The following is a 25,101-nucleotide window of genomic DNA, read 5'->3' as shown; positions in this document are numbered from 1 at the left end:
CGGTAAGCGTGATAAGGTCGAGCCAGACGATATAAAAGGCTAGATAAGCATGGAGGTGAAGATTGGTAATTTGGCTAACATCGGTATTCATTAAATTTTCTGGAATGAAAAGTCGTAAATAAGGGAAATACTATCATTTCCCTTGTTTCAGTTTTGGTCACTGAGAAACAGTTGTCGTGCTTTGTCCTCAACCTAAGCTATGTCAGGATATGAACACTAAGAGTACTTAATATTCATATCAATTAGCGGCTCACGAGAGCCTTTCTCAGCGCGAAGTCGAGCTAAATATCTTTCCCAAATCTCAACTTGATGTGTTCCAAATTCATGTAATAATTTCCATGAAAATAGCCCAGTATCATGGCCATCATCGAAAATGATTTTTACGGCATAATTACCAACAGGTTCAATGGCTGTAATGTTCACTGCTTTTTTATGGGTGACCAAAATTGGATTTCCGTGACGTTGCACTTCTGCTGATGGAGAGTTAACTCTGAGCATTTCACAGGTGATATTAAAAACGTCGCCATTATCAAACGTGACTTCAAGTAGCTTGGATTTACGTTTTAATTTTAGGTTAGTGACATTGGGTGAGCTCATAACGGTTACTCTCTTATAATGGAACGTTATCTAATGATAGTTTTTCACGAATGATACTTCATAGCTAAACAGGGCACTTAAATACAGCGTCGAGGCTTCAATAAAAAAGGTGGTTACTCTTGGAGTTAACCACCTCTTTTCATGTAGCCGTCCTATTTATATTAGCTAATGTTAACTAAAATAAGGACAGCTAACACAGTGATAGCTCACAATTGAGGCATATCACCTACCGCAGATTATAAAATAAAGCGGCTTAAATCTTCATCTTCCACTAAGGTGTCGAGATGCTCTGTGACATAAGCTTCGTCGATGACAAAAGTACTGCCAGATTTTTCAGAAGCATCATAAGAAATTTCTTCCATCAGTTTTTCCATCACAGTATGCAAACGGCGAGCACCAATGTTTTCTGTGGTCTCATTGACTTGCCATGCTGCTTGAGCGATTTTTTCGATACCTGATTCAGCAAATTCGACTTTAACGCCTTCTGTACCCATCAGCGCAACGTATTGCTCTGTAAGTGATGCATGTGGTTCGGTTAAGATACGCTTAAAGTCGTCAGCACTTAGGGCGCTAAGCTCAACACGAATAGGTAAACGACCTTGTAACTCAGCAATCAAGTCAGACGGCTTAGACATTTGGAACGCACCAGATGCGATAAACAGGATATGGTCAGTTTTAACCATGCCGTGTTTAGTTGTCACTGTGCAGCCTTCGATCAATGGGAGTAAGTCACGTTGTACGCCTTCACGAGATACGTCAGGGCCCGAGCTTTCGCCACGTTTACAGATTTTATCGATTTCGTCTAAGAATACGATACCGTTTTGCTCGACTAAGTCGATAGCTTGTTCTTTAAGATCTTCTTGATTAACCAGTTTTGCCGCTTCTTCTTCAATCAATAGCTTGAACGCTTCTTTGATTTTTACTTTCTTACGGTTTTCTTTGGTTTGCCCCAAGTTTTGGAACATGCTTTGAAGCTGATTGGTCATTTCTTCCATGCCTGGAGGCGACATGATTTCAACACCCACTTGTGGCGCAGCTAAGTCGATATCAATTTCTTTATCGTCTAGCTGACCTTCGCGGAGTTTTTTACGGAAGATTTGACGGGTATTTGAGTCATCTTTTGGCTCAGTATTCCAATCATCTTTAGGTTTGGGTAGTAGGGCATCTAAAATGCGTTCTTCTGCTTGTTCTTCTGCGCGGTGGCGGCATTTTTTCATTTGCTGCTCACGGGTCATTTTGATAGCTGAATCGGTTAAATCACGAATGATCTGTTCGACTTCTTTGCCCACGTAACCGACTTCAGTAAACTTGGTTGCTTCCACTTTAATAAATGGCGCATTAGCAAGTTTAGCTAAACGACGGGCAATTTCAGTTTTACCGACACCTGTTGGGCCAATCATCAGAATATTTTTAGGGGTCACTTCTTGGCGCAATGAAGGCTCAAGTTGCATACGGCGCCAGCGATTACGCAAGGCTACAGCAACAGAACGTTTTGCATTTTTTTGACCAATAATATGCGAGTCCAATTCATGGACAATTTCGCGAGGGGTCATTTCAGACATAAATAATTCCTTACGTTCTAATTTAGTAGTCGATTTGCTCAACCGTTTTATGTTGGTTGGTGTATACGCAAATATCACCGGCAATCGTTAGTGATTTTTCTGCAATTTCACGGGCCGTTAAGTCAGTGTTTTGCAGTAGTGCTAACGCTGAGGCATGAGCGTAATTTCCGCCTGAGCCGATAGCAATCAAATCATGTTCAGGCTGCACTACATCGCCATTACCTGTAATGATTAATGACTCTTTGGTGTCTGCAACAATCAGCATGGCTTCAAGGTTTCGGAGCATTTTGTCAGTACGCCAATCTTTAGCGAGCTCTACAGCTGATTTTAATAAATGACCTTGATGCATTTCGAGCTTGGTTTCAAAGCGCTCAAAAAGGGTAAATGCATCGGCTGTGCCGCCAGCAAATCCGGCGATAACTTTATTTTGGTATAAACGACGCACTTTACGTGCATTGCCTTTCATGACGGTATTGCCGAGGGAAACTTGGCCATCACCTGCGATGACAACTTGATTATTGCGGCGTACGGATACGATAGTAGTCACGGTAAATCCTCTTAACGACGGCAGCGAATAGGAGTCTGCTGCTGGTTGATAAAACAGATATGGGGATGCTTGTTAATAATTCAAGGGATAAAAAAAGCGCTTACTAAAGTAAGCGCTTAATATTGCGGAAAAAGTCTTCACATTAAAACTAATTAATATTCCCACAGCCAAATTTGGCAACCATTAATACCAGCACGTTGCAGTTTGTGCCTGCTGCGCTCGGCTGCACGTTTAGATTCAAATGGGCCTAAAATGACTTTATGCCAGACGCCACTTGAGCCTGTGGTCGCCCTGACTTGTGCTTCCATACCTTGAAAAGCAATCATGGCTTTCATTTCTTCTGCGGGTTCAAGCTTTCTAAACGACGCACATTGCATTTGATATGGGCCTTTAGATTTCAATGCATCTTCTGGTACTTCAACATCAATGCTCTTATTTTCTAGCTCTTCTAAGTAAGTCCATTCTTCCGTCGGTTTTGGCGGTAATGCATTTGGATCTTTCTTCACTGGCTTAGGCTTAGTTTGTTCAACAGTGACAGCGGGTGCCGTAGTTGTTGCTGGAGCATCATCAGAGCTGCCGCTTATCCACCACAAAAAATAGCCAAATCCGCCGACAAGTAACAAGACGATTAATGTCGGCAGGTAAGGAATCGATCGCTTTTGCTGTGGTTTCTTTCCTCGAGAAGACGAACGTTTTTTACCACTAGGCTTTTTATTGGCGTAATCTCGACTCATGTTACATACGCTCTAACGTTTCGATACCTAACAGAGATAACCCTGTTTTTAAGGTCTTAGCGGTTAACTGTGACAACAATAAGCGACTTTGTTTTTGCTCTTCAGTTTCTGCTGCAAGAACTGGACAAGCCTCGTAAAAGCTTGAGAACTCACTTGCTAACTCATAAACATAAGCACACATCACATGTGGTAATGCTTTATCTGTCATACGAGCCAGTACTTCACCAAACTGAGCAAGTTTAGTACCTAGTTCTTTTTCTTTATCATGTTCAAGTACAATTTTCGCTTGGCTTAAATCGATATCTTCAGCACGCTTGAAGATACTAGCCACACGTGTGTATGCATAAAGAAGGTATGGTGCGGTGTTGCCTTCAAAGCTCAGCATTTGTTCAAAGCTGAAAATGTAATCACTGCTACGGTTTTTAGATAAGTCAGCGTATTTAACTGAGCTAATACCAACAACACGCGCAATTTCAATGATTGTCGCTTCGTCCATATCAGGATTTTTACTGCGAACTAATTCGATTGCACGGGTGTTTGCTTCATCTAATAAGTCGACTAATTTAACCACACCGCCACTACGAGTTTTAAATGGACGGCCATCGGTGCCATTCATTGTTCCGAAACCTGTGTGCTCAAGAGATAGCTCTTTACGGACAAAACCTGCTGTTTTCGCTAGGCTAAATACTTGCTGGAAATGCAGTGCTTGGCGTAAATCAACGAAGTATAAAGCACGATCAGCTTTTAAAACGTTTGAGCGATAACGCATTGCAGCTAAATCAGAGGTGGCGTATAAGTATCCACCATCGGCTTTTTGGATAATAACGGGTAATGGCTCACCATCTTTGGTGCGGAATTCTTCTTGGAATACCACTTTAGCGCCGTTACTTTCGCTTAATAGGCCTTTACTATCAAGATCTGTTACGACTTGCTCTAGGTCGTCATTATAAGCACTTTCACCGTGAACATCTTTACGGGTTAAGCTCACACCTAAACGTTCGTAAACTTCATGACAATGATTTAACGAGATGTCATTAAATTCACGCCATAATTTATTGCAGTACTCATCGCCCGATTGCAGTGAAACCACTAAATTACGTGCACGTGTTGCAAAATCTGTTGATTCATCAAAGCGGACTTTAGCGGCACGGTAGAAGGTTTCCAAATCTGAAAGTTCAAGTGCTGCTTGCTCGCCATTCGCTGCTCGTAACTCTTCCATGTAGGCTAGTAGCATGCCAAATTGTGTGCCCCAGTCACCCACATGGTTTTGACGGATAACATCATGGCCTAAAAACTCAAGTGCACGAACGACACTGTCGCCAATAATCGTTGAACGAAGGTGACCTACATGCATTTCTTTAGCAAGGTTAGGCGATGAATAGTCCACGACGACTCTTTGTTTTTCTGGTAACGAAACGCCTAAGTGTTCATCTGTTAGGGCATGTTGTAGTTGGTTTGCTAAGGCATTTTCATCGAGAAAAAAGTTAATGAATCCTGGGCCTGCAATATCGACCTTAGCCACATGGCTAGACGCTGGAAGATTATCAATAATCAACTGAGCAATTTCACGAGGATTTTTCTTAGCGACTTTGGTTAGCATCATGGCCAAGTTAGTGGCGAGATCACCGTGACTTTTATCTTTGGTTCGCTCCACTTGAATGCGTGCCTGAAAATCAGCTGGGATAATGCCTTGTTGCTTAAAAGAGTCGATGGTTTGTTCTAGTAAAGATGCAATATGTGATTTCATGGGCGTTTATTAGCACTAACTTAAAGTGGATGAGTGGAGTAACCTTGTATTTTACCCGCTAATGCTATGTAAATGCTATCTCAGCGGGGTAATTAATCGAGTTTTTTTTGATTTTCTTTGCTATCAAGCTAAACCCATTGTGCTGCAATTTGATTACATTAAATCTTGCGGATCGCGATCGATACTCCAGCGACAACGTTTACTCTCTGTCAACGCTTCGATTTGGGGAAGAACAGATTCAAATTCTTGTTGTAAACGCTGTCGATTTTTAGCTTGAAATAACAGTTGTCTGCGATATTTTCCGGCTTTTCTATCCAGGGGCGCAGGCATGGGGCCAATGACTTCAAAATCTCTATCTTGAGGCAACAGGTTCGCGACTTGTTGTAGAAAATTATCAGCATCTTGTGCTAAATGAGCATCGGCTCGCAACAGTACCATGTGCCAAGCGGGAGGAAGTAGTGCTTGTTGGCGCTCTTCTAACTGAGCTCGCGCAAATTTACCGTAACCATTTTTTAATAAATCATGCAGTATTGGATTTTCGCTTTGATGGGTTTGCAGTAATACTTTACCGGGTTTGTCGGCGCGTCCTGCTCGCCCAGAGACTTGGGTGTAAAGCTGAGCAAAGCGCTCAGGTGCTCTAAAGTCAGCACTAAAGAGTGCGCCATCAACATCCATTAACCCCACAAGTGTGACATCGGGGAAATGATGCCCTTTGGCTAGCATTTGAGTGCCCACCAAAATTTTGTACTCACCCTTTAAAATACTGGTGAGTTGTTTTTCTAATGAGCCTTTTTTGCGTGTGGTATCACGATCGATACGTACCACGGGATACTGAGGGAATTCTTGCTCTAATGCTTGAGCAAGCTGCTCTGTTCCCGTGCCATGGCCCATTAGCATGGTGCTACCACATTCATGGCATTGATGTGGAATAGCGTATTGATTGCCACAATGGTGGCAACAAATTTCGTTCAGCCCTTGATGTACGGTAAAAAAGGCATCGCAGCGATCGCATTCATGCAAATGACCGCACTCATGACACAATAATGCAGGTGAGAACCCGCGACGATTGAGAAATAAAAGGACCTGATTGCCCGCATCAAGATGCATGCGCATTTCATTAATTAGCGAAGCAGACATCCCTGACTTTAAAGGTTGTGAGCGTATATCGATAATACCTTGCTTAACTTTTTGTGCAGCACCTGCGCGCTCTGCCAAGGTTAAATGCGTATAGCGGCCACAAATCGCATTTTGCAGCGTCTCTAGTGATGGGGTTGCTGAGCCTAAAATGACTTGGACATCTTCTAAATGCCCCCGCATGACAGCTAAGTCGCGGGCGTGATAACGCACACCTTCTTGTTGCTTAAAGCTACTATCGTGCTCTTCATCTAAAATTATCAGCCCAGGAAAGGCCATTGGGGTAAATAAAGCGGAGCGAGTACCGATGATAATGGCGGCTTCACCACAACGAGCTTGGCGCCACGCCTCAAGACGTTGATTATCTGTTAATGCAGAATGAATAACGGCAATATTCACATCAAATCGACGTTTGAAGCGATTAATGGTTTGTGGTGTTAACCCGATTTCAGGCACTAAGATGAGTGCTTGTTTACCCTGTTTTAAGATGGTTTCTAAAATCGATAAGTAGACTTCTGTTTTACCTGAACCGGTGATACCTTCAAGTAAACTGCAATGAAAGCCTTGTTGTTGATTTAAAACTGAAACGGCAACTGCCTGTTGCTTATTGAGCTTTAACGGTGTTTCAGTCATATTAAGTTGTTGGCGCCAACTTAAGTCGGTTTCACTGGTGACATATTTACGCGCTACCCAGCCTTTATCCTCTAATGCTTTGAGGGCAACTTTGCTAAGTTCTTGGGTGGTAAATTCTTCTTGGCTAATGGCTGATGTTTGTAAAAGTTCGAAGAGTTTTTTTTGTGCTGGAGCACGTTTAAGTACACTGACATCGACCTGTTTTCCTGCCTCGTTGAGGCAATAAAAGGTGACGGTTTGCGGTTGTGCACTTAAGCCTTTTCGCAGAGCGACAGGCAAGGCTTGACTTAACATTTGGCCTTGGCTTGCAAAGTAATACCTTGCCGCCCATAAAGTGAGCTTATACAGTGAGGTAGGTAATAAAGGTTTGTCGTCTAATAGTGCGGTAAATGGTTTTATTTTATTCGCAGGGACGTCGCATTCATTATTGATAGCGGTAATTAAGCCGACAAGTTGCTGTCTACCAAAAGGGACTTTAACCCTTAGCCCAAGTTGTATTTGCGATACGTTGGCTTCGGGGACTTGGTAACTAAAGGTTTGCCGCATAGGAACCGGCAAAGCAACCTCAACAAACACGGGCATAAGTTATCATCATTAAGAATTGAGAGGGTCTAGTTTACTAGAGCCAGAACATAAAGAAATAGAATAAGAGAAAATTGATGTTAAAAGGAATATTCAGTAAGGCCAGCTTAGCTCTCTCCCTTTTTTTATTTTCATTTATTGCTCAGGCTGCCCTGACGCATATCAGCATAAACAGTAGGCAGTTTGAGTTGGGTCAACACCCAAAAATCAAACTTAACATTGTTGCCTCTAGCAAAGACTTGTCTCGACTTAGTATTCATTTGCGACAAACTAATGATGATAAAGAAAGCATGGAAGAGTTGATGGTACAGCCTATCAGTAGCTTTATGTTATTTGCTATTGGTGTTGAAGATGTGAGCGATCCGAAAGCAAAGCTGATCGTCAGCGAATATAAAGGCAACAGCTGGCGTCAATTTGCTGTATTACCGGTTTTTGATTCTCCATTTATTAAAGAAACAGCTAAAACTCAAATAAAAATAGATAAGCAAAAACAACTGCCAAAAGTGGTCACTCAGGCTAAGCCTAAATTGGCATCATCAAGTCAATCAGTTGCGGAAAAACCTTCAACTAGTCGACCTTCAACGACAGCAAAAGTTCTCAATAATAAGCCGACGTCTACAATGGGTCATTGTTATATTGAAAGGCAGGCATCAGATACTTTATGGCGCATTGCTACTCGCTATCAAAGTGAGTGGGATTTAAACGTCTATGGAGTGATGATGGCAATTTTTGATGCTAACCCTCAAGGCTTTTCTAAACAGAAAATCCATTTAATCAGACAAGATGTAACACTGGCATGTCCTTCACAAGAGCAGCTAAATCAGTATGGTAATAAAGCACAAGATAAGCTGAGATTTGAGGCGTTACAGCAACAACATCGACAGTGATAATTTTTACTTGTCTGGACTGAACAGATACTGTACTATTGCGCGCCTTAACACTATTGTTATTAACGCATGTGGTGCTCAACTTCGGGTTGGGAGAGCGACATGGCCTGCTATTAAGGTAATCCAAATGAAACCAGGTATCCACCCAGACTACGCTGAAGTAACTGCAACTTGTACTTGTGGTAACGTAATTAAAGTTAACTCTACTGTAGGTAAAAACTTACACTTAGACGTATGTGGTGCATGTCACCCATTCTACACTGGTACACAGAAAGTTGTTGACACTGGTGGTCGTATCGACAAATTCAACAAGCGCTTTGGTGCACTTGGTAAAAAGTAATTGCGACTGCAATTATTTTAAGAAAAAGACGCCTTCGGCGTCTTTTTTTGTTTTTGGATTAAATTTTTAAAAAAAATTAAAATTTTTAGTTATAAATTATGTGTTGCCAGTTAGGTTGATAATATTGTTATTTAGGCAAACTATTTGTAACTTTATCATGCTAATTCTGCTTTTTTATGTCAAATCTTGTTATTTTTCTACAGTTTTAAGTCTTTGATTCTTATTGTGATGATTTATTTAATATCGATAAATTGTAAGTTGATCAAATTCTGCCGATTAAAGATAACTTTTGTTAATTTTTCATTTATACTCCCTTTCCAAAGCACGCTACAGCTCATTTTACTGACATTCAGTAAAGTTAGTTTTAATGCGTTGCGACTGAATTAATCTTACTTTCGCCGTATAAATTGCCTCATTCAGGAATAAAAAATGTCAGATTTCCGCCAGCAAGCTCTCGATTATCATGAATTTCCAGTAGCAGGTAAAACTGCTGTTAGTCTTACTAAACCTGCTCAAACGAGCCATGATTTATCTCTGGCATACAGTCCTGGTGTCGCCGAGCCTGTTCGTGAAATTGCCGCAAATCCTGACGATGCATATCGCTATACCAATAAAGGGAACACTGTTGCTGTTATTTCAAATGGTACCGCTATTTTAGGTTTAGGTAATTTAGGCCCATTAGCATCTAAGCCAGTTATGGAAGGCAAGGCCTTACTGTTTAAGCGTTTTGCGAATATCGACTCTACAGACATTGAGGTGAAACACCGCACCACTGCAGATTTCATCAATACGGTTGAATCGATTGCAGATACATTTGGCGGTATCAACCTTGAAGATATTAAAGCTCCTGAGTGTTTTGAAATTGAGCGTGAGTTGATCGCTCGCTGTAATGTCCCTGTGTTTCATGATGATCAGCATGGTACTGCCATTGTTACCGCAGCAGGAATGTTGAATGCGTTAGAGATTCAAGGTAAAAAAATCGAAGATGCCATCTTTGTGTGCCTAGGTGCGGGTGCTGCTGCCATTGCGTGTATGACAATGATTGTTAAGTGTGGTGCACAACGTGAAAATGTTTACATGCTGGACAGACAAGGCGTTATTCATACTCGCCGTGAAGACATCAATGAGTACAAAGCATTGTTCGCTAACAATACTGACAAGCGTACACTTCAAGATGTGATTAAAGATGCTGACGTGTTTTTAGGCCTATCAGGTGCAGATTTATTAACGGCTGACGATATTGCGTTAATGGCGCCAAATCCAGTTATCTTTGCCTGTTCAAACCCCGACCCTGAAATTAAGCCTGAGATTGCACATAGTATCCGTAAAGACTTGATTATGGGAACAGGCCGCAGTGATTACCCGAATCAGGTTAATAACGTACTTTGTTTCCCGTTCATCTTCAGAGGTGCATTAGATGTGAGAGCGTCACAAATTAATGATGAAATGAAGATTGCGGCAGTTAAAGCCCTTGCTGCTATTGCTAAAGAACCGGTTCCTGCTGAAGTCCTTGCTGCTTATCCAGACGTTGATTCAATGACCTTCGGTCCAGAGTACGTGTTGCCTAAACCAATGGATCCACGCTTACTAAGAAATATTGCGAGTGCGGTGTCACAAGCGGCTATTGATTCAGGTGTGGCAGTATTAGATAAAGTACCTACTGATTACTCACTGTAAGTGATTGGATAGGTGAAATACAAAAGGGGCGAAAGCCCCTTTTTTGTGTCTACAGAACTCGATAAAGATTAGGTTTGCCTTTTACTATAAGCTACTGAATAATCATCTACAGTTGAGTGGTGAGTATTTGGCATGATTAGGCCAAATGCTGATAATAATAAAATCTCACAGTATTGCGCTTTAGCAGGACGCTGATAAATGAAATTAACCAAAATTTTAACGAAAAAATTGACCAGTTTTTGGCTATTGTCATTAACTGCTGTCGGAGCGATTTTTTTTATTGGTGCATTAATCAGCTTTATCCAGCTCACCTACAAATTTCAGCAACAAAAAGTCACTCAATTAGAATCAATGCTCGTGGAGCATTATCAGGCTGACAGTCATTGGGAGCTACATGCTTGGCTACCGCCGATTTTAATCGCCTACAATACCACTTCATTTAAATTAACTCAGGGCGATACCATTTTATTTGAGTATTACTCGCCCACACCTGAGCCTAATCCAACCTTATATAAACACGTTATTGACGCAGATAAGTCGTTATCGATGGAGCTTAAGCTGCCTCAGCCGTTTTTATTACATCAATTAGGCTGGTACGAGTATTTAAGCTTATTGATTTCATTTATCGCGATTGCTTTATTTGTCCGTTATGGTCTTCGCTGGTTTAACCATGAGCTTGATGGTATTGAGCAAATTGCCGAGCGCAGTATGCTTGTAATTGAGGGGGAGCATGAAAAAGCACTGCAATTTTCAGGCAAAGGCCGCCCTCGCTTAGTCAATAGGGCAATGACTAAGTTGCTTGAACAACTGCAAGATGCGCAAAAAGAGCGTGGCCGCTTTGACCAATTTATTCGCTCTAAAACCTTCCTCGATCCTGCTACTCGTATTGGTAACCGAATTTTCTTTGAAAATAGACTCGAAGCACTGACGCATCAAAGCAGTATGATTGCCCACGGTGTGATCTTGCTCATTAACTTTGACGATTTGGATTTACTGCTTCAACAAGAAGGCGATGACATTGTTAATGAGCAACTTAACGACTTTGTACAAGCGATTACACAAGTTTTACACCCCTATGAAGATGTCACTTTTGCACGGTATGATTTTAATCAGTTTGTGATTGTCGCCCCTCAGCTTTCTTTAGATGAAGCAGATAGTTTGGCAAACAAACTGCTAAAACTGGCTGTTAGGCAACTTCAAAATCAGTCAGACACTCAAGATAACTATGTGCATTTAGGCGCTGCTTTTTATAGTGCAGGAGACATGCAAGAACAAGTACTAGAAGAAGTTGAAATGGCACTTAAAGCCGCGCAGCTTCAACGTAGTAATAACTGGTTTATGTATGACAAAGGCGCTGTAGATAAGGAAATAGCAAAAGGCTCTGTGCGATGGAGAAGCTTTTTAGAAAACACATTAGTGAATAAGCGCTTTGTTGCGATTACGGAAAAGGTCATTGATAGTGATGGGCATACTTGTCATCAAGAGGCCTTTAGCCGTGCAATTGATAATCAGGGTAATGAAGTTAGGGCGACCTTATTTATTCCAATGGCGAACAAGTGTGGCTTGATGCCTCAAGTTGAAAGGCAATTAATAGAAACAGTCATGTTTGATTTGATGGTGAATAATCAAGATCACTATAGTATTAACTTAAGCCTCGACTCGTTAACGAGTCGTGCATTTAGCCGTTGGTTAAAAATCACCTTGATGGAACATCGTCATTTAGCCTCCCGTCTTACTTTTGAGGTGTCAGAAGATATTGTGGTGAAACATCAGCATAAATTGGTCGAGAATTTGAATATGCTTCGCAAAATAGGAGCTAAGCTGTGTGTTGACCATGTCGGATTGCAAGTTGTGGGTACTCACTATATTCAAGAGTGTCACTTTGACTTAGTAAAACTGCACCGTTCGATTATTCACCAAATCCACCTAAAACCCGAAAACCAGTTATTTATTCGTAGCCTAATTGGCGGCTTATATCGTGCTGAAGTGCAGGTATTTGCTGAAGGTGTGACTCAATTTGAAGAATGGCAAACATTGAAAATTTTAGGTGTGAGTGCCGCTCAAGGGGATTTTTTTAATTAACAGCGACCACAACCCTGTGTCGCACATTGATACCTTCCAATCCAAAGTGGTATGTAACTTGTATTGCTTTATATTTCGCCAACTTAATATCTCATTCGTCATTAACAATTGCGTTACATCTTGATCGTGATGAGATTGTGAAACTTGAGTATCAAGGCATAACAATCTATCTTAAATATATACAATATTTTTAAGATTATTTTTCTATAAAATTAAGTGATTAGCAGTTAAAATGTCGTACGGTATTTTTTTGACTTATTTTCCTGCTCAGAACGTTCTTTATGTTACATAGTTGTTGGTTTTGAGCTGGTATTTTTGAGTGAAGTGAATCGTTGCTGTGAAGTTGCATGGTGTTTGCCGCTATGTGTTATTTTCCTGATTATCTGGGCACAGGGTTTTGAATGAATAATGGTTTTTTAAGTAAATTGACCTTTTGGCGCCAAACTCAAGTTTCTGCAAAACTTGGGGTGTATATCAGTGCAACTCACATTAGTGTTTTCCAGGCCGATTTATCAGGTACTCAACAGCAAGAACTTGATTCTACAAATCAAAAAAACGCTAACTTCAGTTTATCTGACAACATACAGCAATTTGCCTTTAGTGGTGAGAATTGGGCAGAGGTGCTGGCTGAGATTAAAGCGAGCTTTGGTGCTGCGAAATTACACATTGTATTGGCTGAATCATTTTATCAATTGATTGTGGCTGATAAACCCAATGTAGAGGCGAATGAATTAAACCAAGCATTATTATGGGCGGTAAAAGATTTAGTGACCGAACAGGTGACGAACATTCAATTAGATTATTTTGAATCATCGCTCACGACAACAGGAAAAATAAACGTTGTGGTCGCCAATAAAGTGCAACTTTCTACCTTGGCACAATCCTGTGAGCAGCATGGCTTTGTAATTGAGGATATCACCATTGAAGAATTAGTTATGCCGCGTTTATTTGACGATCAAGCGCCGCACATGGTGGTGAGTCATGTACCAGAGCAAGAACTGTTATTAACGGTCGTCAAACAAGGTGAGCTGTTGATGCAGCGTCGAGTGCGTGGATTTACCCAAATAGATAAAGCCAGTGCCGCCGATTTGCAGTATGGACTCGCTGATAATCTGAGCTTAGAAATTCAGCGTTCAATGGATTATTTTGAAAGTCAGCTGCGTCAAGCACCGGTTGCTTCAATTGATTTATTGATTGATGGCGAATGCCAAGCGTTAGTGCCATTGGTATCGCAGAACTTTAATCAACCAGTCAGCGCGATTGAAAATACCTCTGTGGCAAGTCAAATGGCTTATTTGGCCGCGGTGGAATTAACCGGAGGTGATGCATGATAAAAACCACGGTTAATCTTTACAGTGCGGATTTATTGCCTGCTAAATTAAGATTGTCTTTCCAGCGCATGATGATGGCAGTTGGCGGGCTTATCGTATTTAGTATGTTGATTTGGGCAATTGGCTATTGGTCTGTTACAGGTCTGAATGCAGAAGTGTCGAGCGTTTCTGCTGCTAAATCTTCACTTGATACTCAAAAAAATGCACTTGAACTTGAGATATCAACTCGTGCACCAGATCCTGAACTTGTTGCGAGTGTTGAATTGGCTCAACAGCGTTTAGATTTAAAACGTTTATTATCGGGTGAGCTCAAGCAACGTGAGAATTTAATCAGTCAAGGCTATTCAAATTTACTGACCGAGCTTGCTAGCGTATCAGATGGTTCGGTGTGGCTCAGCCAAATTAACATTAACCAACAACACTTTGAGTTCGAAGGATATGGGGCACAGCCACAAAGCATTCCGTTATGGGTCGAGAAGTTAAAGCACACCGAAACATTGAAAGGGTATGCATTTTCAACCATGACGATGGATAGAGGCGAGTCAAAACCTATTGCTTTCAAGTTATCTAGCACGCCAGACGTGGAGGTAAAAAAATGAAGCAATTATGGCAGCAATTAGACACTAAATTTAATGAGCTTAGTCAGCGTGAGCGGGTCTTAATTTGCATTGCAACTTTAGTTGTTATCGCGATGGTCGTTTACCTTCCTGTTGAAAGTATCTTTAAAGAAAGACAAAAGCTTAATCGACAGTTAAGCCAATTAAATACCGATATATCCGTTACTGAGCAGCAAATCGCTTTGTATCAGCAACGATTAGCAATGGATCCCAACACAGATTATCGCAACCGATTAACCTTGATTGAAGAGCAAACGGCCGTTGCTGATGCAGAGCTTGATAAACAAATGGTATCTATGGTGCCTGCTAGCTATATGCCAACCGTGCTCACTAACCTGCTTGCCAATGTTCAAGGGGTGAAGTTGTTATCTTTTGGATCGATAGCGCCAACACCGTTATTGCAAGTGGGCGAAGAAGACAAAATGAACTTATACAGTCATGGCATTCATTTGACGTTGGAAGGGAGCTTCTTTTCCATTTTGGCATTTATTGAGTCAATAGAATCCATGCCAGATAAATTGTATTGGAAGCGTCTCAATTACCATGTTGATACACACCCCAATGCCACTGTCGAACTCGAGCTATATACCTTGAGTATTAATAAGGAGTTTATCAGTGTCGCAGAATAAATTAATTTTATTAGTGCTGAGCTTGTGTGTTTTTAGCGGGTTAGCTTCAGCCAAGTCATTAAGAGATCCGACATTACCAGGACAAGGTTATGTGACGGCCTCAAGTGGTGGGGAGCGAGTTGAATCATTGGTACTCAATAGCATTGTAAAAAGTGCTAGCCCTCACGCTGTAATCAATAATCAAATTTTTTCTGTTGGTGAGCGTGTTGATGGCGCCAGAATTGAATATATCGGCAAGAGTTACGTTAATTTGTCTGACGGACGAAAACTTAAGCTATTTCAGTCGATAACAGAGCGATAGGACAAGAATAACAATGAAATTTATTAAATACGCAACCCCTCTGCTATCTCTTTGTTTGCTAGGTTGTCAAACAACAGACAGACCTGATCCAACGACGTCTAAAACGGAGTTGAGTCAGTCACTCGCCGAAGCGCAAACGGCGCAAAATATTGTACCGCCTCCTGCGCAAATGCCTGAGGAAATTCAACGTGAACTCAATGGTTCCAGTTTACTTGGTGGGGCGACATCTTTACCTAAAGAGCGTCGATTTGATGTGTCTGCTAATGATGTTGATGCAAAAGTATTTTTCCCAAGCCTTGTTCAAGGAACGCCACTAAGTGTTGCTGTTCACCCTGAAGTTAGCGGGACTATATCCATTTCATTAAACGGCGTAACCTTGTCGGAAGTGATTAAAGTTGTTGAAGATATTTACGGATACGAAGTGAGCCGTGAAGGTCGTATTTTGCGTATTTTCCCTGCTGGAATGCGCACAGAAACTTATCCGCTAAATTATCTTTATATGGAACGAGAAGGGCTATCCTTAACCTCGGTGAGTTCTGGCCGTATTTCAGATAATAATGACAATTCAAACTCCAACTCGAATTCGAACTCCAACAGTAGCTCATCAAGTAGCAACTCGAGTAATAATAACAACTCCAACAATAATAACGATAGTAACGACAACACTAACGGCACCTTTATTCGCTCGAAAACGAAATCTAATTTCTGGGGTGAATTAGAGAAAACCTTAGTATCAATTATCGGTAATACAGGTGGCGGGCGCCAAGTTGTGATAACGCCACAAGCAGGCTTAGTGACTGTAAGAGCGTATCCTGATGAATTACGTCAAGTCAGTACATTCCTGAAAAAAGCGGAAACGCACTTACAACGCCAAGTGATCCTAGAAGCTAAGATATTAGAAGTAACATTATCGGATGGCTACCAACAGGGTATTCAGTGGGATAACGTATTAGGACACGCAGGTAGTACTGATATTAACTTTGGGACTTCACCAGGTAGTGGCTTAAGCGACCAAATCACTAATGTCATTGGTGGTGTTACGTCAATTAGCCTTACAGGAACAGATTTTAGCACCATGATCAGCTTACTTGATACCCAAGGCGATGTAGATGTGCTGTCAAGTCCTAGAGTCACCGCATCAAACAACCAAAAAGCCGTAATTAAGGTTGGTAATGATGAATACTTCGTTACTGATGTCTCGTCAACGACAGTGGCAGGTACAACACCTGTAACGACTCCTCAAGTTGAACTCACTCCTTTCTTTTCAGGTATCGCGTTAGATGTGACACCACAAATCGATGCAGACGGTAATGTGTTATTACATGTTCATCCATCCGTTATTGATGTTTCAGAGCAAGTTAAAGAAATTAAAGTTAGCGGTTCAAGTTTAGAGTTGCCACTGGCTCAAAGTGAAATTCGTGAGTCAGACACTGTGATTAAAGCCTCTTCAGGGGATGTCGTTGTGATTGGTGGTTTAATGAAAAGTGAGAATATCGAAGCGTTGTCTAAAGTGCCTTTATTAGGTGATATTCCATTTATTGGAGAAGCCTTTACTAATCGCAGTAAATCCACAAAGAAAACAGAACTTATTATCATGCTAAAACCTACCGTAGTAGGAGCTGATACTTGGAGTAATGAATTACAACGCTCTAAAGATTTACTTGATCGTTGGTATCCAGAGCAGGAGTAACGGCTAAATGCCGTTGAAAATGCTATGTATCAACAACACTTTGGCTTAACTCAGTTACCTTTTACGTTAACACCTAATACGCAATTCTTTTTTGGGTTAACGCCGCATGTTGAAGCATTACAAGTGCTGCAAACTGCGATTGAGAATGGTGAAGGCTTTATTAAAGTCACAGGGGAAGTTGGCACGGGTAAAACATTGATTTGCAGAAAGCTGCTCAATGATTTACCGGAACAATACCATTGCGCATATGTGCCAAACCCTTATTTAAGCCCAGAAGAGCTTCGTTGGGCATTAGCGACAGAGTTGGGGCTTTCATTAGATGAGAACTTAAACCAGCAACAGCTAACGAGTTTAATTCAAAGCAGGTTACTTGAGCTTAATCAACAAGGTTTACAGGTCGTTTTAGTATTGGATGAAGCCCAAGCTTTGCCGAATGAAAGTTTGGAAACTTTAAGGCTATTTACCAACCTAGAAACAGAAAGCACCAAGTTAATTCAAGTGGTGTTGTTTGGCCAACCTGAATTAGATGAACGACTTGAAGATAACAAGCTAAGGCAACTAAAACAAAGAATAACCTTTAGTTATAAATTAAGACCACTAGCGTGGGATGAAATCCAAGCCTATATCGACTACAGGTTGTCCGTTGCTGGTTATCAAGGTCATTCATTGTTTAATGACAAAGATGTGAAACTTATTGCCGCTGCAGCGCGAGGGGTTCCTCGTTTGGTGAATGTGATTACTAATAAAGCGCTGTTACTTTGTTTCGCAGAGGGTGAAACTCGAGTTCATACAAAGCATTGTAAAGCGGCCATTGTGGATACAGAAGATGCTGAACCCTTGCCGCCAGCTCAGCAACAAGAACGATGGATTTTTTTATTACTACTTTTATGCGCTTCACTGGCGATGCTATATGTCGCTGATGTTGATTGGGTATCGATGTTAAGAGAGTCAATATGAGCGTCATTAATAAAGTATTAAAAGATTTGGATAAGCGTCAGCAACAACATTCTGATGAGAGTCCACAAGGCGCTGAGGCCAACGGATTTCAGCGACCTGAAGTACAGTTTACTAGTCAAGTTAATATGGCAAAAGGGACGACTACTGATAGTGCAAGCTCTTCTAACAAAAGCTTGCTGATGTCTGTACTGATGTTAGTCGCGGTAGCTTTGTTAGGCATAATGCTGTATCGACAGGGAATGCAGCTGCAAAAATTACAGCCATTGACACCTGAACGGGCTAACAACAATGCTTCAGTAGTGGTAAACCCTAATGAGAATTTAGGTGATGATCAGCCTATGGTTACGGCAGTTAAAAGCAGTGATGAATCTATCTCGCTGAGTCAGTCAACGATAGCGGATGCGTCATTTTCATCTAATGAACCTACTGATGACATGAAACAAGATGACGACAAGATTGCCGAAGAGGAAAGTGTCGTCGATAGGGATGTAAAACCAAAAAATACTGACATCGCGACGGTGGAAATTGCGAGAAATGAAAGCAAACAAGATATTGATAGGGCTGTAAAAGTAAATAAGGTTGAGCAAACTCAAACCAATGATTCAGGTTCAGTACAAGTCAGGTTTAGTCAAAACACTCGCAGTTCGGCCATTGTCGCTGATAACCAAAAAGAAACGGCAAATAATGTCGTTACAATCAATGAATCAAAGCCAACGAGTACAACGGCAAGAAATAGCGTTAGTGCGACAGCGAATAAGGGCAGCATGGCTGTCACTGAGGTTGTGTTATCAAATGCAGAGCTTGCACAAAAGAAATTTGATATTGCAGAGGTTGCAGAGCAGCAGCAAAAAGTAGATAGAGCCATTAAATACTATTACGAAGCATTGATGTTAGAGCCATCAATGCATCAAGCAAGAAAGCAGTTAGCATCTTTGTATTACGCGCTTAATAATTTGGGGCGAGCTGAGCAGATTTTGGCACAAGGCGTGGTTCAATTTCCTGAGGAAGTGGAACTCGCTATTTTAAAAGCCAAAGTTGAGAATGCGTCATTTAGTCCTGATAAGGCATTAATCACCTTATCAGGAGTGAGTGATAACAGCGACTGGGCAAGGGATAAGTGGATTTTACAAAGTGATATTGCCCAGAAAAATGGCCAATTTGAATTGGCAGAGTCGGCATATCGCTCATTAGTCGGACTTGAGCCTTCACAAGCGCGTTGGTGGATGGGATTAGCATATGCACTCGATTCACAACAAGCATATAAAGAGGCGGCAGAGACTTACCGTAAAGCGTTATCTTATCGAGGCTTATCAACTGGTGCTATGACGTATATAGAACAACGATTAATTCAACTTGAAGGTAGCCAATGAAACCAAAATTAAAAATGCGTTTAGGCGATCTTCTCGTTCAAGAACACATTATTACTGATGACCAATTAACCCAGGCTTTATCTGAGCAACGAAACTCAGGTAAGAAGTTGGGACGCACATTAATTGATTTGCACTGTATTACAGAAGATCAATTGCTCAAGTTTTTATCTCAGCAATTAAACCTGCCGTATTTAGACATAAGTCGTTTATCGATTCCTTCTGAAGTCGTCAATCTTATTCCTGAAGTGCAGGCTAGACGTTATCGTGCGCTTGTGGTTAAGGCCACTGAAGATACGGTCACATTGGCCATGAGTGATCCTGCAGACTTACAGGCCATCGATAATTTAGAAGTGTTCGTAGCACCAAAGAAAATTACTATTGCGGTGACGCCTGAGCAACAATTACTGGATGCTTTCGATAACTTATATCGTCGTACAGGTGAAATTGCCAAAATTGCAGGTGAGCTTGAAGAAGAATATGCCGCTGATGACATGTTTGATTTGGCGAGCATCACTGACAGCGATAGCGATAACGAAACCACCGTGGTTAAGTTATTGCAGTCAATTTTTGAAGATGCAGTACAAATGCGTGCTTCGGATATTCATATTGAGCCAGGTGAAAAAGTATTACGGATACGCCAACGTATTGATGGCCAGCTGCATGAAAATACCTTAGATGAAGTTAATATCGCTTCCGCACTGGTGCTGCGTTTGAAGTTAATGGCTGGTTTGGATATTTCAGAAAAAAGAATGCCACAAGATGGCCGTTTTCATATTGAAATCAAAGGCCATAAGATTGATATCCGTATGTCTACCATGCCAATTTATCATGGTGAATCTGTGGTGATGCGTTTGCTAGATCAATCAGCCGGCTTACTGACGTTAAATGAAACGGGTATGCCTGATCATATTTTGCAACGGATCAGAAAACAGATTAGACGTCCTCACGGCATGCTCTTGGTAACAGGGCCAACAGGTAGCGGTAAAACCACAACCTTATATGGCATTTTAAGTGAGCTAAATACGCCTGATACTAAAATTATTACTGTTGAAGATCCGGTCGAGTATCAGTTACCTCGCATTAACCAAGTACAAGTTAATCATAAAATTGGTTTGAACTTCTCTAACGTATTAAGAACAACGCTGCGTCAAGATCCCGATATCATCATGGTCGGTGAGATGCGTGACCAAGAAACGGTAGAAATTGGGTTAAGGGGAGCACTAACCGGTCACTTTGTATTATCAACCTTGCATACCAATGATGCGATTACCAGTGCATTACGTTTACTGGATATGGGGGCGGCAAGCTATTTGGTTGCGAGTGCATTAAGAGTGATTATTGCCCAGCGACTCGTTAGGCGTGTATGTTCAAATTGTATGACGGAGCATCAACCTACAAGCTCAGAATTAGCCTGGATAAACACGATTGCTAAAAAAGATTTTAGTGCTGCGAGTTATAAAATAGGGACAGGTTGTCAAAGCTGTAACGGTTCGGGTTATCGTGGTCGTATTGGTATTTTTGAAATTCTTGAACTTGATGACGATATGGTCGATGCCATGCGTACAGGAAACCCGCAAGACTTTGCTCGTGCTGCGCAAAAAAGTCCGACCTTTGTGCCATTAGCTGACTCGGCCTTTGAGTACCTTTATAACGGCATGACAACCATCGAGGAAGTTGCCAAATTGGTAGAAGATGTCAGTGAAATACCAGGCGCAGAAACCATGCCTGCAGATATGGGTATGGGGAGCTAAGTATGCCAACTTACCGGTATCGAGGTCGGAACAATCAAGGCGCAGCCGTAGAAGCCTTTATTGAATCAGCAAATGAAAGTAGTGCTGCTGATGCTTTGATGTCTCGAGGCATCATTCCCCTTGAGCTGCGTGAAGTTAAACAATCTCAGCCATTTAAATTGGGTAGCCTTTTTGCAAGCAAAGTCTCGCTTGAAGAGTTGCAAATTTTTACCAGACAGATGTATTCATTGACTCGATCTGGAATTCCAATTCTGCGGGCGATAGCGGGGTTAGCTGAAACCACGCATTCTCAGCGAATGAAAGATGCTTTAAATGATATCTCAGAGCAATTAACGTCTGGTAGGCCACTTTCTGCGGCAATGAACCAACACCAAGATGTGTTCGATTCATTGTTTATCTCGATGGTTCATGTGGGTGAAAATACCGGTAAGCTGGAAGATGCATTTATTCAATTATCTAGCTATATAGAACGTGAACAAGAGACTCGACGTCGAATAAAATCGGCAATGCGTTATCCTATTTTTGTATTAATTGCGATTACCATCGCCATGGTGATCCTCAATATCATGGTCATCCCCAAGTTTGCTGATATGTTTTCACGGTTTGGCGCTGACTTACCTTGGGCAACAAAAATTTTAATCACCACTTCAAATGTATTCGTAAATTATTGGCATGTCATGTTAGTTGCTGTGGTTGGTGCAATTATTGGGATTAGATATTGGCATCATACAGAAAAAGGGGAGCGACAATGGGACCGTTGGAAACTGCATATCCCTGCTGTAGGCTCAATTATTGAACGTTCAACGCTTTCTCGGTATTGCCGAAGTTTTTCGATGATGTTGGGAGCAGGTGTGCCTATGACCCAAGCGTTAAGCTTGGTCGCTGATGCTGTTGATAATAGCTATATGCACGACCGAATTGTGGCAATGCGTCGAGGTATTGAATCAGGTGAATCAATGCTGCGGGTATCTAACCAAAGTGGACTGTTTACTCCGTTAGTATTGCAAATGGTGGCTGTAGGTGAGGAAACTGGGCAAATCGATCAGCTGTTGAATGACGCCGCAGATTTTTACGAAGGGGAAGTTGATTACGACTTAAAAAACTTAACAGCAAAGTTAGAACCGATTTTAATCGGATTTGTAGCATGTATCGTATTGATCCTAGCACTAGGTATTTACTTACCTATGTGGGATATGCTGAACGTTGTTAAGGGTTGATTGCAAAATGCAAAAACAACAGAAGTCAGAAAGCGATCTCCTAAGGACCTACGGGCGTATTATTACGTTAACCTTAGTCTTGGTTATTATGGCCGTTATCGCCAGTAAGCACTTTTCGAGTGTTGAAAGTATTGGAACAAAGGGGCTGCAGCTTGAGCATAGCCGCCTGTTATATGTGTTGGCTATGGTGAAAAGCCAATGGCTAAGCCAGGGCAGGCCCAGCGCACTTAAACTCAGTTGGGAAGAGACAGGTGTTGGTTCAGCAAATCGACAGCTTGATGAGGTTAAGGTTCAGCCTCAAAATAACATTATTCAGATGTCGCCTCAGGGCTGGCCGCTATTAAACTCGAGTGATGAAGCAGGTTGTAGGGCATTATGGCAACAGCTAATGGCAAGTGATTTGCATGACATTAAAGCTGATGTTTTTTATCAAAAAGAGCCAGAAATTTGTCGCTTTACCACAGATCAAAGTGGCAGCATCAGCTATCAAGCAAGCTCTGGGCGAGTGATTTTTTTAGAAGGCAGTGATTAAAATTTAACTATTACAACTGTTTAAATGTAGAAATGATGCTAAAATTTGTTTACACATAAGCTTTAGCTAGGTAACAATAGTCTTACTGCTGAGATGTTTATTCAATATTTGTAAGGCGTAAAATAGGTATTTTAGATATGAAATTAAGACAGCAAGGCTTTTCATTAATCGAGCTGGTTATTGTTATTGTTATTCTCGGTTTATTAGCCGCAACAGCAATACCACGTTTTTTAAATGTTACTGAAGATGCGCAAAATGCCAGTATTGATGGAGTTGCTGGTGGACTCGCAACTGCAGTTGGTTTTGTACGTGCTCAGTGGGAAGTTGATGGCCGCCGCAATACGTCCGTTATTTTAGACGGCACAGTGGTGTCATTAGATACGCGATTTGGTTTCCCTACAGGAACAAGTAATACTGATGTCACCGCTATGACAGATGCTACGTGCCAAGAAGTGTTTAATAACGTTTTACAAAGTGCGCCTCGTAACGTGATTTACAATGAAGATGCTCGTGAGCAACGCTACACGGTCAGAGTGCAAAATGGGGTGGGCGGTTCAGCCACGTCTATTGATGGCACAACCGTCACTGGAATTGACCTATGTGTTTACCACCAAGTAGCGTCTTTAACACTAAATCAAAATTCCGGTGTTCCTTCACCCGCTCCTGACTTGTCTACTGCAGGTGCGAAGGGGGTGACATATAACCCTGGTACTGGGCAAGTGCTTAGTTTCAGCAATGACTAGATTTTATTAATTGTTTGTCAATGAAGGTTTTCAACATTGCCAAACTAAGAGTAACAATTAAAGTCGCAATATAGCGGCTCGAAAAACAACCACAAAATATGGAATGTTGAGTGGGCATTTTACAAATGAACAGATGTACAAAATTCACATATTAGATTTAAATAAAGGGTCTACATTATGCAAAAGCAACAAGGTTTTACATTAATTGAGTTAGTTGTCGTTATCATCATCTTGGGTATTTTAGCGGTAACTGCAGCACCTAAATTTATTAACCTTCAAGGTGATGCTCGTGTATCTGCGTTGAATGGCTTAAAGGCTTCTTTACAAGGAGCAAATACGTTAATTTACTCTAAAGCTGCTTTAGCTGGTCAAGAAAAAGGAGATGATGAAACTGTAAGGATTGGTGGAACAGTTGCCGTTCCTATTACTGTCACAGCTGATTATGGTTATTTAACTGCAGATGTTTTAGCTGACTTTCAAAATGCATTAGAAGTAAGTATTGCTGAAGGCGATGATCCTACTGCTGATGGTTTAACTACTGATTGGATTGTTGATACCACAACAAATCCTGCAACTTTCTGGCAGGTGGGTGCTCCAACAACGTGTTTCTTTACTTATACAGCTGCCGCTTCGGCTACAGCAGTTCCAACTTATACAGCAATTCCTGACGCTTCAGATTGTTAATAAGTAAATAAAATTTAAGCCCGCATTATTGCGGGCTTTTTTGTGTCTAAATATCAGGTTTTAAAACACTTTTGTGCTGTCGGTAACACACTATAAATCAACGGAATGATAACATTACCTTGATAAAAGAATATGCTCATGAACATTAATTATAGTGTCAACAAGAGCTGTCGTTGTTCTACTTTTTAGTGAAGGTTTTCAAATGCAAAAGCAACAAGGTTTTACACTTATTGAGTTAGTCGTGGTGATCATTATTTTAGGGATCTTGGCTGTGACCGCGGCACCTAAATTTATCAATTTACAAGGTGATGCTCGAGTTTCCACATTGCAAGGTGCGAAAGCTGCCATTCAAAGTGCTAATAGTTTAGTTTATTCAAAAGCGGCTTTAGCTGGTGAAGAAAAGAAAGATCCTGGCTCTGTTGATATTGGCGCAAGCAGTAATTTAGTGACAGTTTTTGGCTATGCTGAAGGTGATGCCGATGAACTTATTAAAGCGGTTGATATGTCTACTGACGACTGGGATATTACAGGAACAGGTGGTACGGTGAAAATTCAGCAAAAAGATGCACCAACTAATTGTTATATTGAATATACCGAAGCGCAAACATCAGGAAGTACTCCAACTTTCTCAAGTGGTATTTCTGACGGTAATGGTGGTTTTTTACCTATGCCTACAGCGTCTGACTGCTAACATTCGTTTGTAAATAAAAGGTCTGCATGCAGGCCTTTTTTATTGTCTGAAATATTCTCCTCTATG

At 41.2% G+C, this 25,101-nt stretch carries 23 protein-coding genes; 17 read left to right on the top strand and 6 right to left on the bottom strand.

The window, feature by feature from the left end:
• Positions 1-216 precede the first annotated feature (216 nt).
• The 6 genes from AB4128_RS02035 to priA form a co-directional block, all read right to left on the bottom strand.
• Positions 217-597 (bottom strand): gamma-butyrobetaine hydroxylase-like domain-containing protein, encoded by a 381-nt coding sequence (locus tag AB4128_RS02035; protein ID WP_055022935.1) that lies wholly within the window; start codon positions 595-597, stop codon positions 217-219.
• 236 nt (positions 598-833) lie between these two features.
• On the bottom strand, positions 834-2,159 hold the full coding sequence (gene hslU, locus AB4128_RS02030) for an ATP-dependent protease ATPase subunit HslU (protein ID WP_055022934.1): 1,326 nt from the start codon (positions 2,157-2,159) through the stop codon (positions 834-836).
• Between the two features lie 22 nt (positions 2,160-2,181).
• Positions 2,182-2,706 carry an ATP-dependent protease subunit HslV gene (hslV, locus tag AB4128_RS02025; protein ID WP_055022933.1) on the bottom strand — a complete coding sequence of 175 codons (525 nt, stop codon included), beginning with the start codon at positions 2,704-2,706 and terminating at the stop codon, positions 2,182-2,184.
• Positions 2,707-2,858: 152 nt separating this feature from the next.
• Positions 2,859-3,440, bottom strand: a complete 582-nt coding sequence (locus AB4128_RS02020) for an SPOR domain-containing protein (protein ID WP_055022932.1) — start codon at positions 3,438-3,440, stop codon at positions 2,859-2,861.
• 1 nt (position 3,441) lies between these two features.
• Positions 3,442-5,187, bottom strand: a complete 1,746-nt coding sequence (argS, locus tag AB4128_RS02015) for an arginine--tRNA ligase (protein ID WP_055022931.1) — start codon at positions 5,185-5,187, stop codon at positions 3,442-3,444.
• Between the two features lie 153 nt (positions 5,188-5,340).
• Positions 5,341-7,536: a primosomal protein N' gene (gene priA / locus AB4128_RS02010; RefSeq protein WP_055022930.1), complete on the bottom strand. Its 2,196-nt coding sequence runs from the start codon at positions 7,534-7,536 to the stop codon at positions 5,341-5,343.
• Positions 7,537-7,724: 188 nt separating this feature from the next.
• Here priA and AB4128_RS02005 point away from each other — a divergent pair, with 188 nt between their 5' ends.
• The 17 genes from AB4128_RS02005 (at position 7,725) to AB4128_RS01925 (ending at position 25,035) form a co-directional block, all read left to right on the top strand.
• Entirely contained in the window at positions 7,725-8,423 is a 699-nt protein-coding gene (locus tag AB4128_RS02005) for a FimV/HubP family polar landmark protein (RefSeq protein WP_160319069.1), read from the top strand.
• Between the two features lie 127 nt (positions 8,424-8,550).
• Positions 8,551-8,763 (top strand): 50S ribosomal protein L31, encoded by a 213-nt coding sequence (rpmE, locus tag AB4128_RS02000; protein ID WP_055022928.1) that lies wholly within the window; start codon positions 8,551-8,553, stop codon positions 8,761-8,763.
• A 429-nt stretch (positions 8,764-9,192) separates the two neighbouring features.
• The gene (locus tag AB4128_RS01995; RefSeq protein ID WP_055022927.1) at positions 9,193-10,440 is read left to right on the top strand and encodes a malic enzyme-like NAD(P)-binding protein; all 1,248 of its coding nucleotides are present in this window, start codon (positions 9,193-9,195) and stop codon (positions 10,438-10,440) included.
• 198 nt (positions 10,441-10,638) lie between these two features.
• Positions 10,639-12,522, top strand: a complete 1,884-nt coding sequence (gene csrD / locus AB4128_RS01990; protein WP_055022926.1) for an RNase E specificity factor CsrD — start codon at positions 10,639-10,641, stop codon at positions 12,520-12,522.
• A gap of 401 nt (positions 12,523-12,923) precedes the next feature.
• The gene (locus AB4128_RS01985; protein ID WP_372036573.1) at positions 12,924-13,853 is read left to right on the top strand and encodes an MSHA biogenesis protein MshI; all 930 of its coding nucleotides are present in this window, start codon (positions 12,924-12,926) and stop codon (positions 13,851-13,853) included.
• Complete coding sequence (locus tag AB4128_RS01980; RefSeq protein WP_055022924.1) at positions 13,850-14,452, top strand: PilN domain-containing protein; 603 nt, start codon at positions 13,850-13,852, stop codon at positions 14,450-14,452. The genes AB4128_RS01985 and AB4128_RS01980 overlap by 4 nt, the downstream gene beginning before the upstream one ends.
• Positions 14,449-15,099, top strand: a complete 651-nt coding sequence (locus tag AB4128_RS01975; protein ID WP_055022923.1) for a hypothetical protein — start codon at positions 14,449-14,451, stop codon at positions 15,097-15,099. The genes AB4128_RS01980 and AB4128_RS01975 overlap by 4 nt, the downstream gene beginning before the upstream one ends.
• A complete protein-coding gene (locus AB4128_RS01970; protein ID WP_055022922.1) occupies positions 15,086-15,400 on the top strand; it encodes a hypothetical protein in 315 nt (104 codons plus the stop codon). Before AB4128_RS01975 ends, AB4128_RS01970 begins: the two co-directional genes overlap by 14 nt.
• Positions 15,401-15,413: 13 nt before the next feature.
• Positions 15,414-17,090, top strand: coding sequence for a pilus (MSHA type) biogenesis protein MshL (gene mshL / locus AB4128_RS01965; RefSeq protein WP_055022921.1), 1,677 nt, complete (start codon positions 15,414-15,416; stop codon positions 17,088-17,090).
• 24 nt (positions 17,091-17,114) lie between these two features.
• Positions 17,115-18,047, top strand: coding sequence for an ExeA family protein (locus AB4128_RS01960; protein WP_055022920.1), 933 nt, complete (start codon positions 17,115-17,117; stop codon positions 18,045-18,047).
• Positions 18,044-19,417, top strand: coding sequence for a lipopolysaccharide assembly protein LapB (locus AB4128_RS01955; RefSeq protein WP_055022919.1), 1,374 nt, complete (start codon positions 18,044-18,046; stop codon positions 19,415-19,417). Before AB4128_RS01960 ends, AB4128_RS01955 begins: the two co-directional genes overlap by 4 nt.
• Positions 19,414-21,168, top strand: coding sequence for a GspE/PulE family protein (locus tag AB4128_RS01950; RefSeq protein ID WP_372036570.1), 1,755 nt, complete (start codon positions 19,414-19,416; stop codon positions 21,166-21,168). The genes AB4128_RS01955 and AB4128_RS01950 overlap by 4 nt, the downstream gene beginning before the upstream one ends.
• Before the next feature lie 2 nt (positions 21,169-21,170).
• Positions 21,171-22,385 (top strand): type II secretion system F family protein, encoded by a 1,215-nt coding sequence (locus AB4128_RS01945; protein WP_055022917.1) that lies wholly within the window; start codon positions 21,171-21,173, stop codon positions 22,383-22,385.
• A gap of 7 nt (positions 22,386-22,392) precedes the next feature.
• Entirely contained in the window at positions 22,393-22,917 is a 525-nt protein-coding gene (locus AB4128_RS01940; RefSeq protein WP_055022916.1) for a hypothetical protein, read from the top strand.
• A gap of 137 nt (positions 22,918-23,054) precedes the next feature.
• Positions 23,055-23,660 carry a prepilin-type N-terminal cleavage/methylation domain-containing protein gene (locus tag AB4128_RS01935; protein ID WP_055022915.1) on the top strand — a complete coding sequence of 202 codons (606 nt, stop codon included), beginning with the start codon at positions 23,055-23,057 and terminating at the stop codon, positions 23,658-23,660.
• Positions 23,661-23,837: 177 nt separating this feature from the next.
• Positions 23,838-24,344, top strand: a complete 507-nt coding sequence (locus AB4128_RS01930) for a Tfp pilus assembly protein FimT/FimU (RefSeq protein ID WP_372036567.1) — start codon at positions 23,838-23,840, stop codon at positions 24,342-24,344.
• 202 nt (positions 24,345-24,546) lie between these two features.
• The gene (locus AB4128_RS01925) at positions 24,547-25,035 is read left to right on the top strand and encodes a type II secretion system protein (RefSeq protein WP_055022913.1); all 489 of its coding nucleotides are present in this window, start codon (positions 24,547-24,549) and stop codon (positions 25,033-25,035) included.
• Positions 25,036-25,101: the final 66 nt, after the last annotated feature.

This window comes from Shewanella sp. 10N.286.52.A9, from assembly GCF_041468985.1.
In the GTDB taxonomy this organism is placed as follows: domain Bacteria; phylum Pseudomonadota; class Gammaproteobacteria; order Enterobacterales; family Shewanellaceae; genus Shewanella; species Shewanella japonica.
This window is presented reverse-complemented; position numbering and strand designations above follow the sequence as displayed.

Coding starts and splice junctions, on each gene's coding strand:
- AB4128_RS01940 (WP_055022916.1), top strand. CDS start 22,393: ATGCAAAAACAACAGAAGTCAGAAAGCGATCTCCTAAGGACCTACGGG.
- AB4128_RS01930 (WP_372036567.1), top strand. CDS start 23,838: ATGCAAAAGCAACAAGGTTTTACATTAATTGAGTTAGTTGTCGTTATC.
- AB4128_RS01935 (WP_055022915.1), top strand. CDS start 23,055: ATGAAATTAAGACAGCAAGGCTTTTCATTAATCGAGCTGGTTATTGTT.
- AB4128_RS01975 (WP_055022923.1), top strand. CDS start 14,449: ATGAAGCAATTATGGCAGCAATTAGACACTAAATTTAATGAGCTTAGT.
- priA (WP_055022930.1), bottom strand. CDS start 7,536: ATGCCCGTGTTTGTTGAGGTTGCTTTGCCGGTTCCTATGCGGCAAACC.
- AB4128_RS02035 (WP_055022935.1), bottom strand. CDS start 597: ATGAGCTCACCCAATGTCACTAACCTAAAATTAAAACGTAAATCCAAG.
- AB4128_RS01995 (WP_055022927.1), top strand. CDS start 9,193: ATGTCAGATTTCCGCCAGCAAGCTCTCGATTATCATGAATTTCCAGTA.
- AB4128_RS01925 (WP_055022913.1), top strand. CDS start 24,547: ATGCAAAAGCAACAAGGTTTTACACTTATTGAGTTAGTCGTGGTGATC.
- AB4128_RS01985 (WP_372036573.1), top strand. CDS start 12,924: ATGAATAATGGTTTTTTAAGTAAATTGACCTTTTGGCGCCAAACTCAA.
- csrD (WP_055022926.1), top strand. CDS start 10,639: ATGAAATTAACCAAAATTTTAACGAAAAAATTGACCAGTTTTTGGCTA.
- mshL (WP_055022921.1), top strand. CDS start 15,414: ATGAAATTTATTAAATACGCAACCCCTCTGCTATCTCTTTGTTTGCTA.
- AB4128_RS01950 (WP_372036570.1), top strand. CDS start 19,414: ATGAAACCAAAATTAAAAATGCGTTTAGGCGATCTTCTCGTTCAAGAA.
- argS (WP_055022931.1), bottom strand. CDS start 5,187: ATGAAATCACATATTGCATCTTTACTAGAACAAACCATCGACTCTTTT.
- AB4128_RS01960 (WP_055022920.1), top strand. CDS start 17,115: ATGTATCAACAACACTTTGGCTTAACTCAGTTACCTTTTACGTTAACA.
- AB4128_RS01945 (WP_055022917.1), top strand. CDS start 21,171: ATGCCAACTTACCGGTATCGAGGTCGGAACAATCAAGGCGCAGCCGTA.
- AB4128_RS02020 (WP_055022932.1), bottom strand. CDS start 3,440: ATGAGTCGAGATTACGCCAATAAAAAGCCTAGTGGTAAAAAACGTTCG.
- rpmE (WP_055022928.1), top strand. CDS start 8,551: ATGAAACCAGGTATCCACCCAGACTACGCTGAAGTAACTGCAACTTGT.
- AB4128_RS01980 (WP_055022924.1), top strand. CDS start 13,850: ATGATAAAAACCACGGTTAATCTTTACAGTGCGGATTTATTGCCTGCT.
- hslU (WP_055022934.1), bottom strand. CDS start 2,159: ATGTCTGAAATGACCCCTCGCGAAATTGTCCATGAATTGGACTCGCAT.
- AB4128_RS01955 (WP_055022919.1), top strand. CDS start 18,044: ATGAGCGTCATTAATAAAGTATTAAAAGATTTGGATAAGCGTCAGCAA.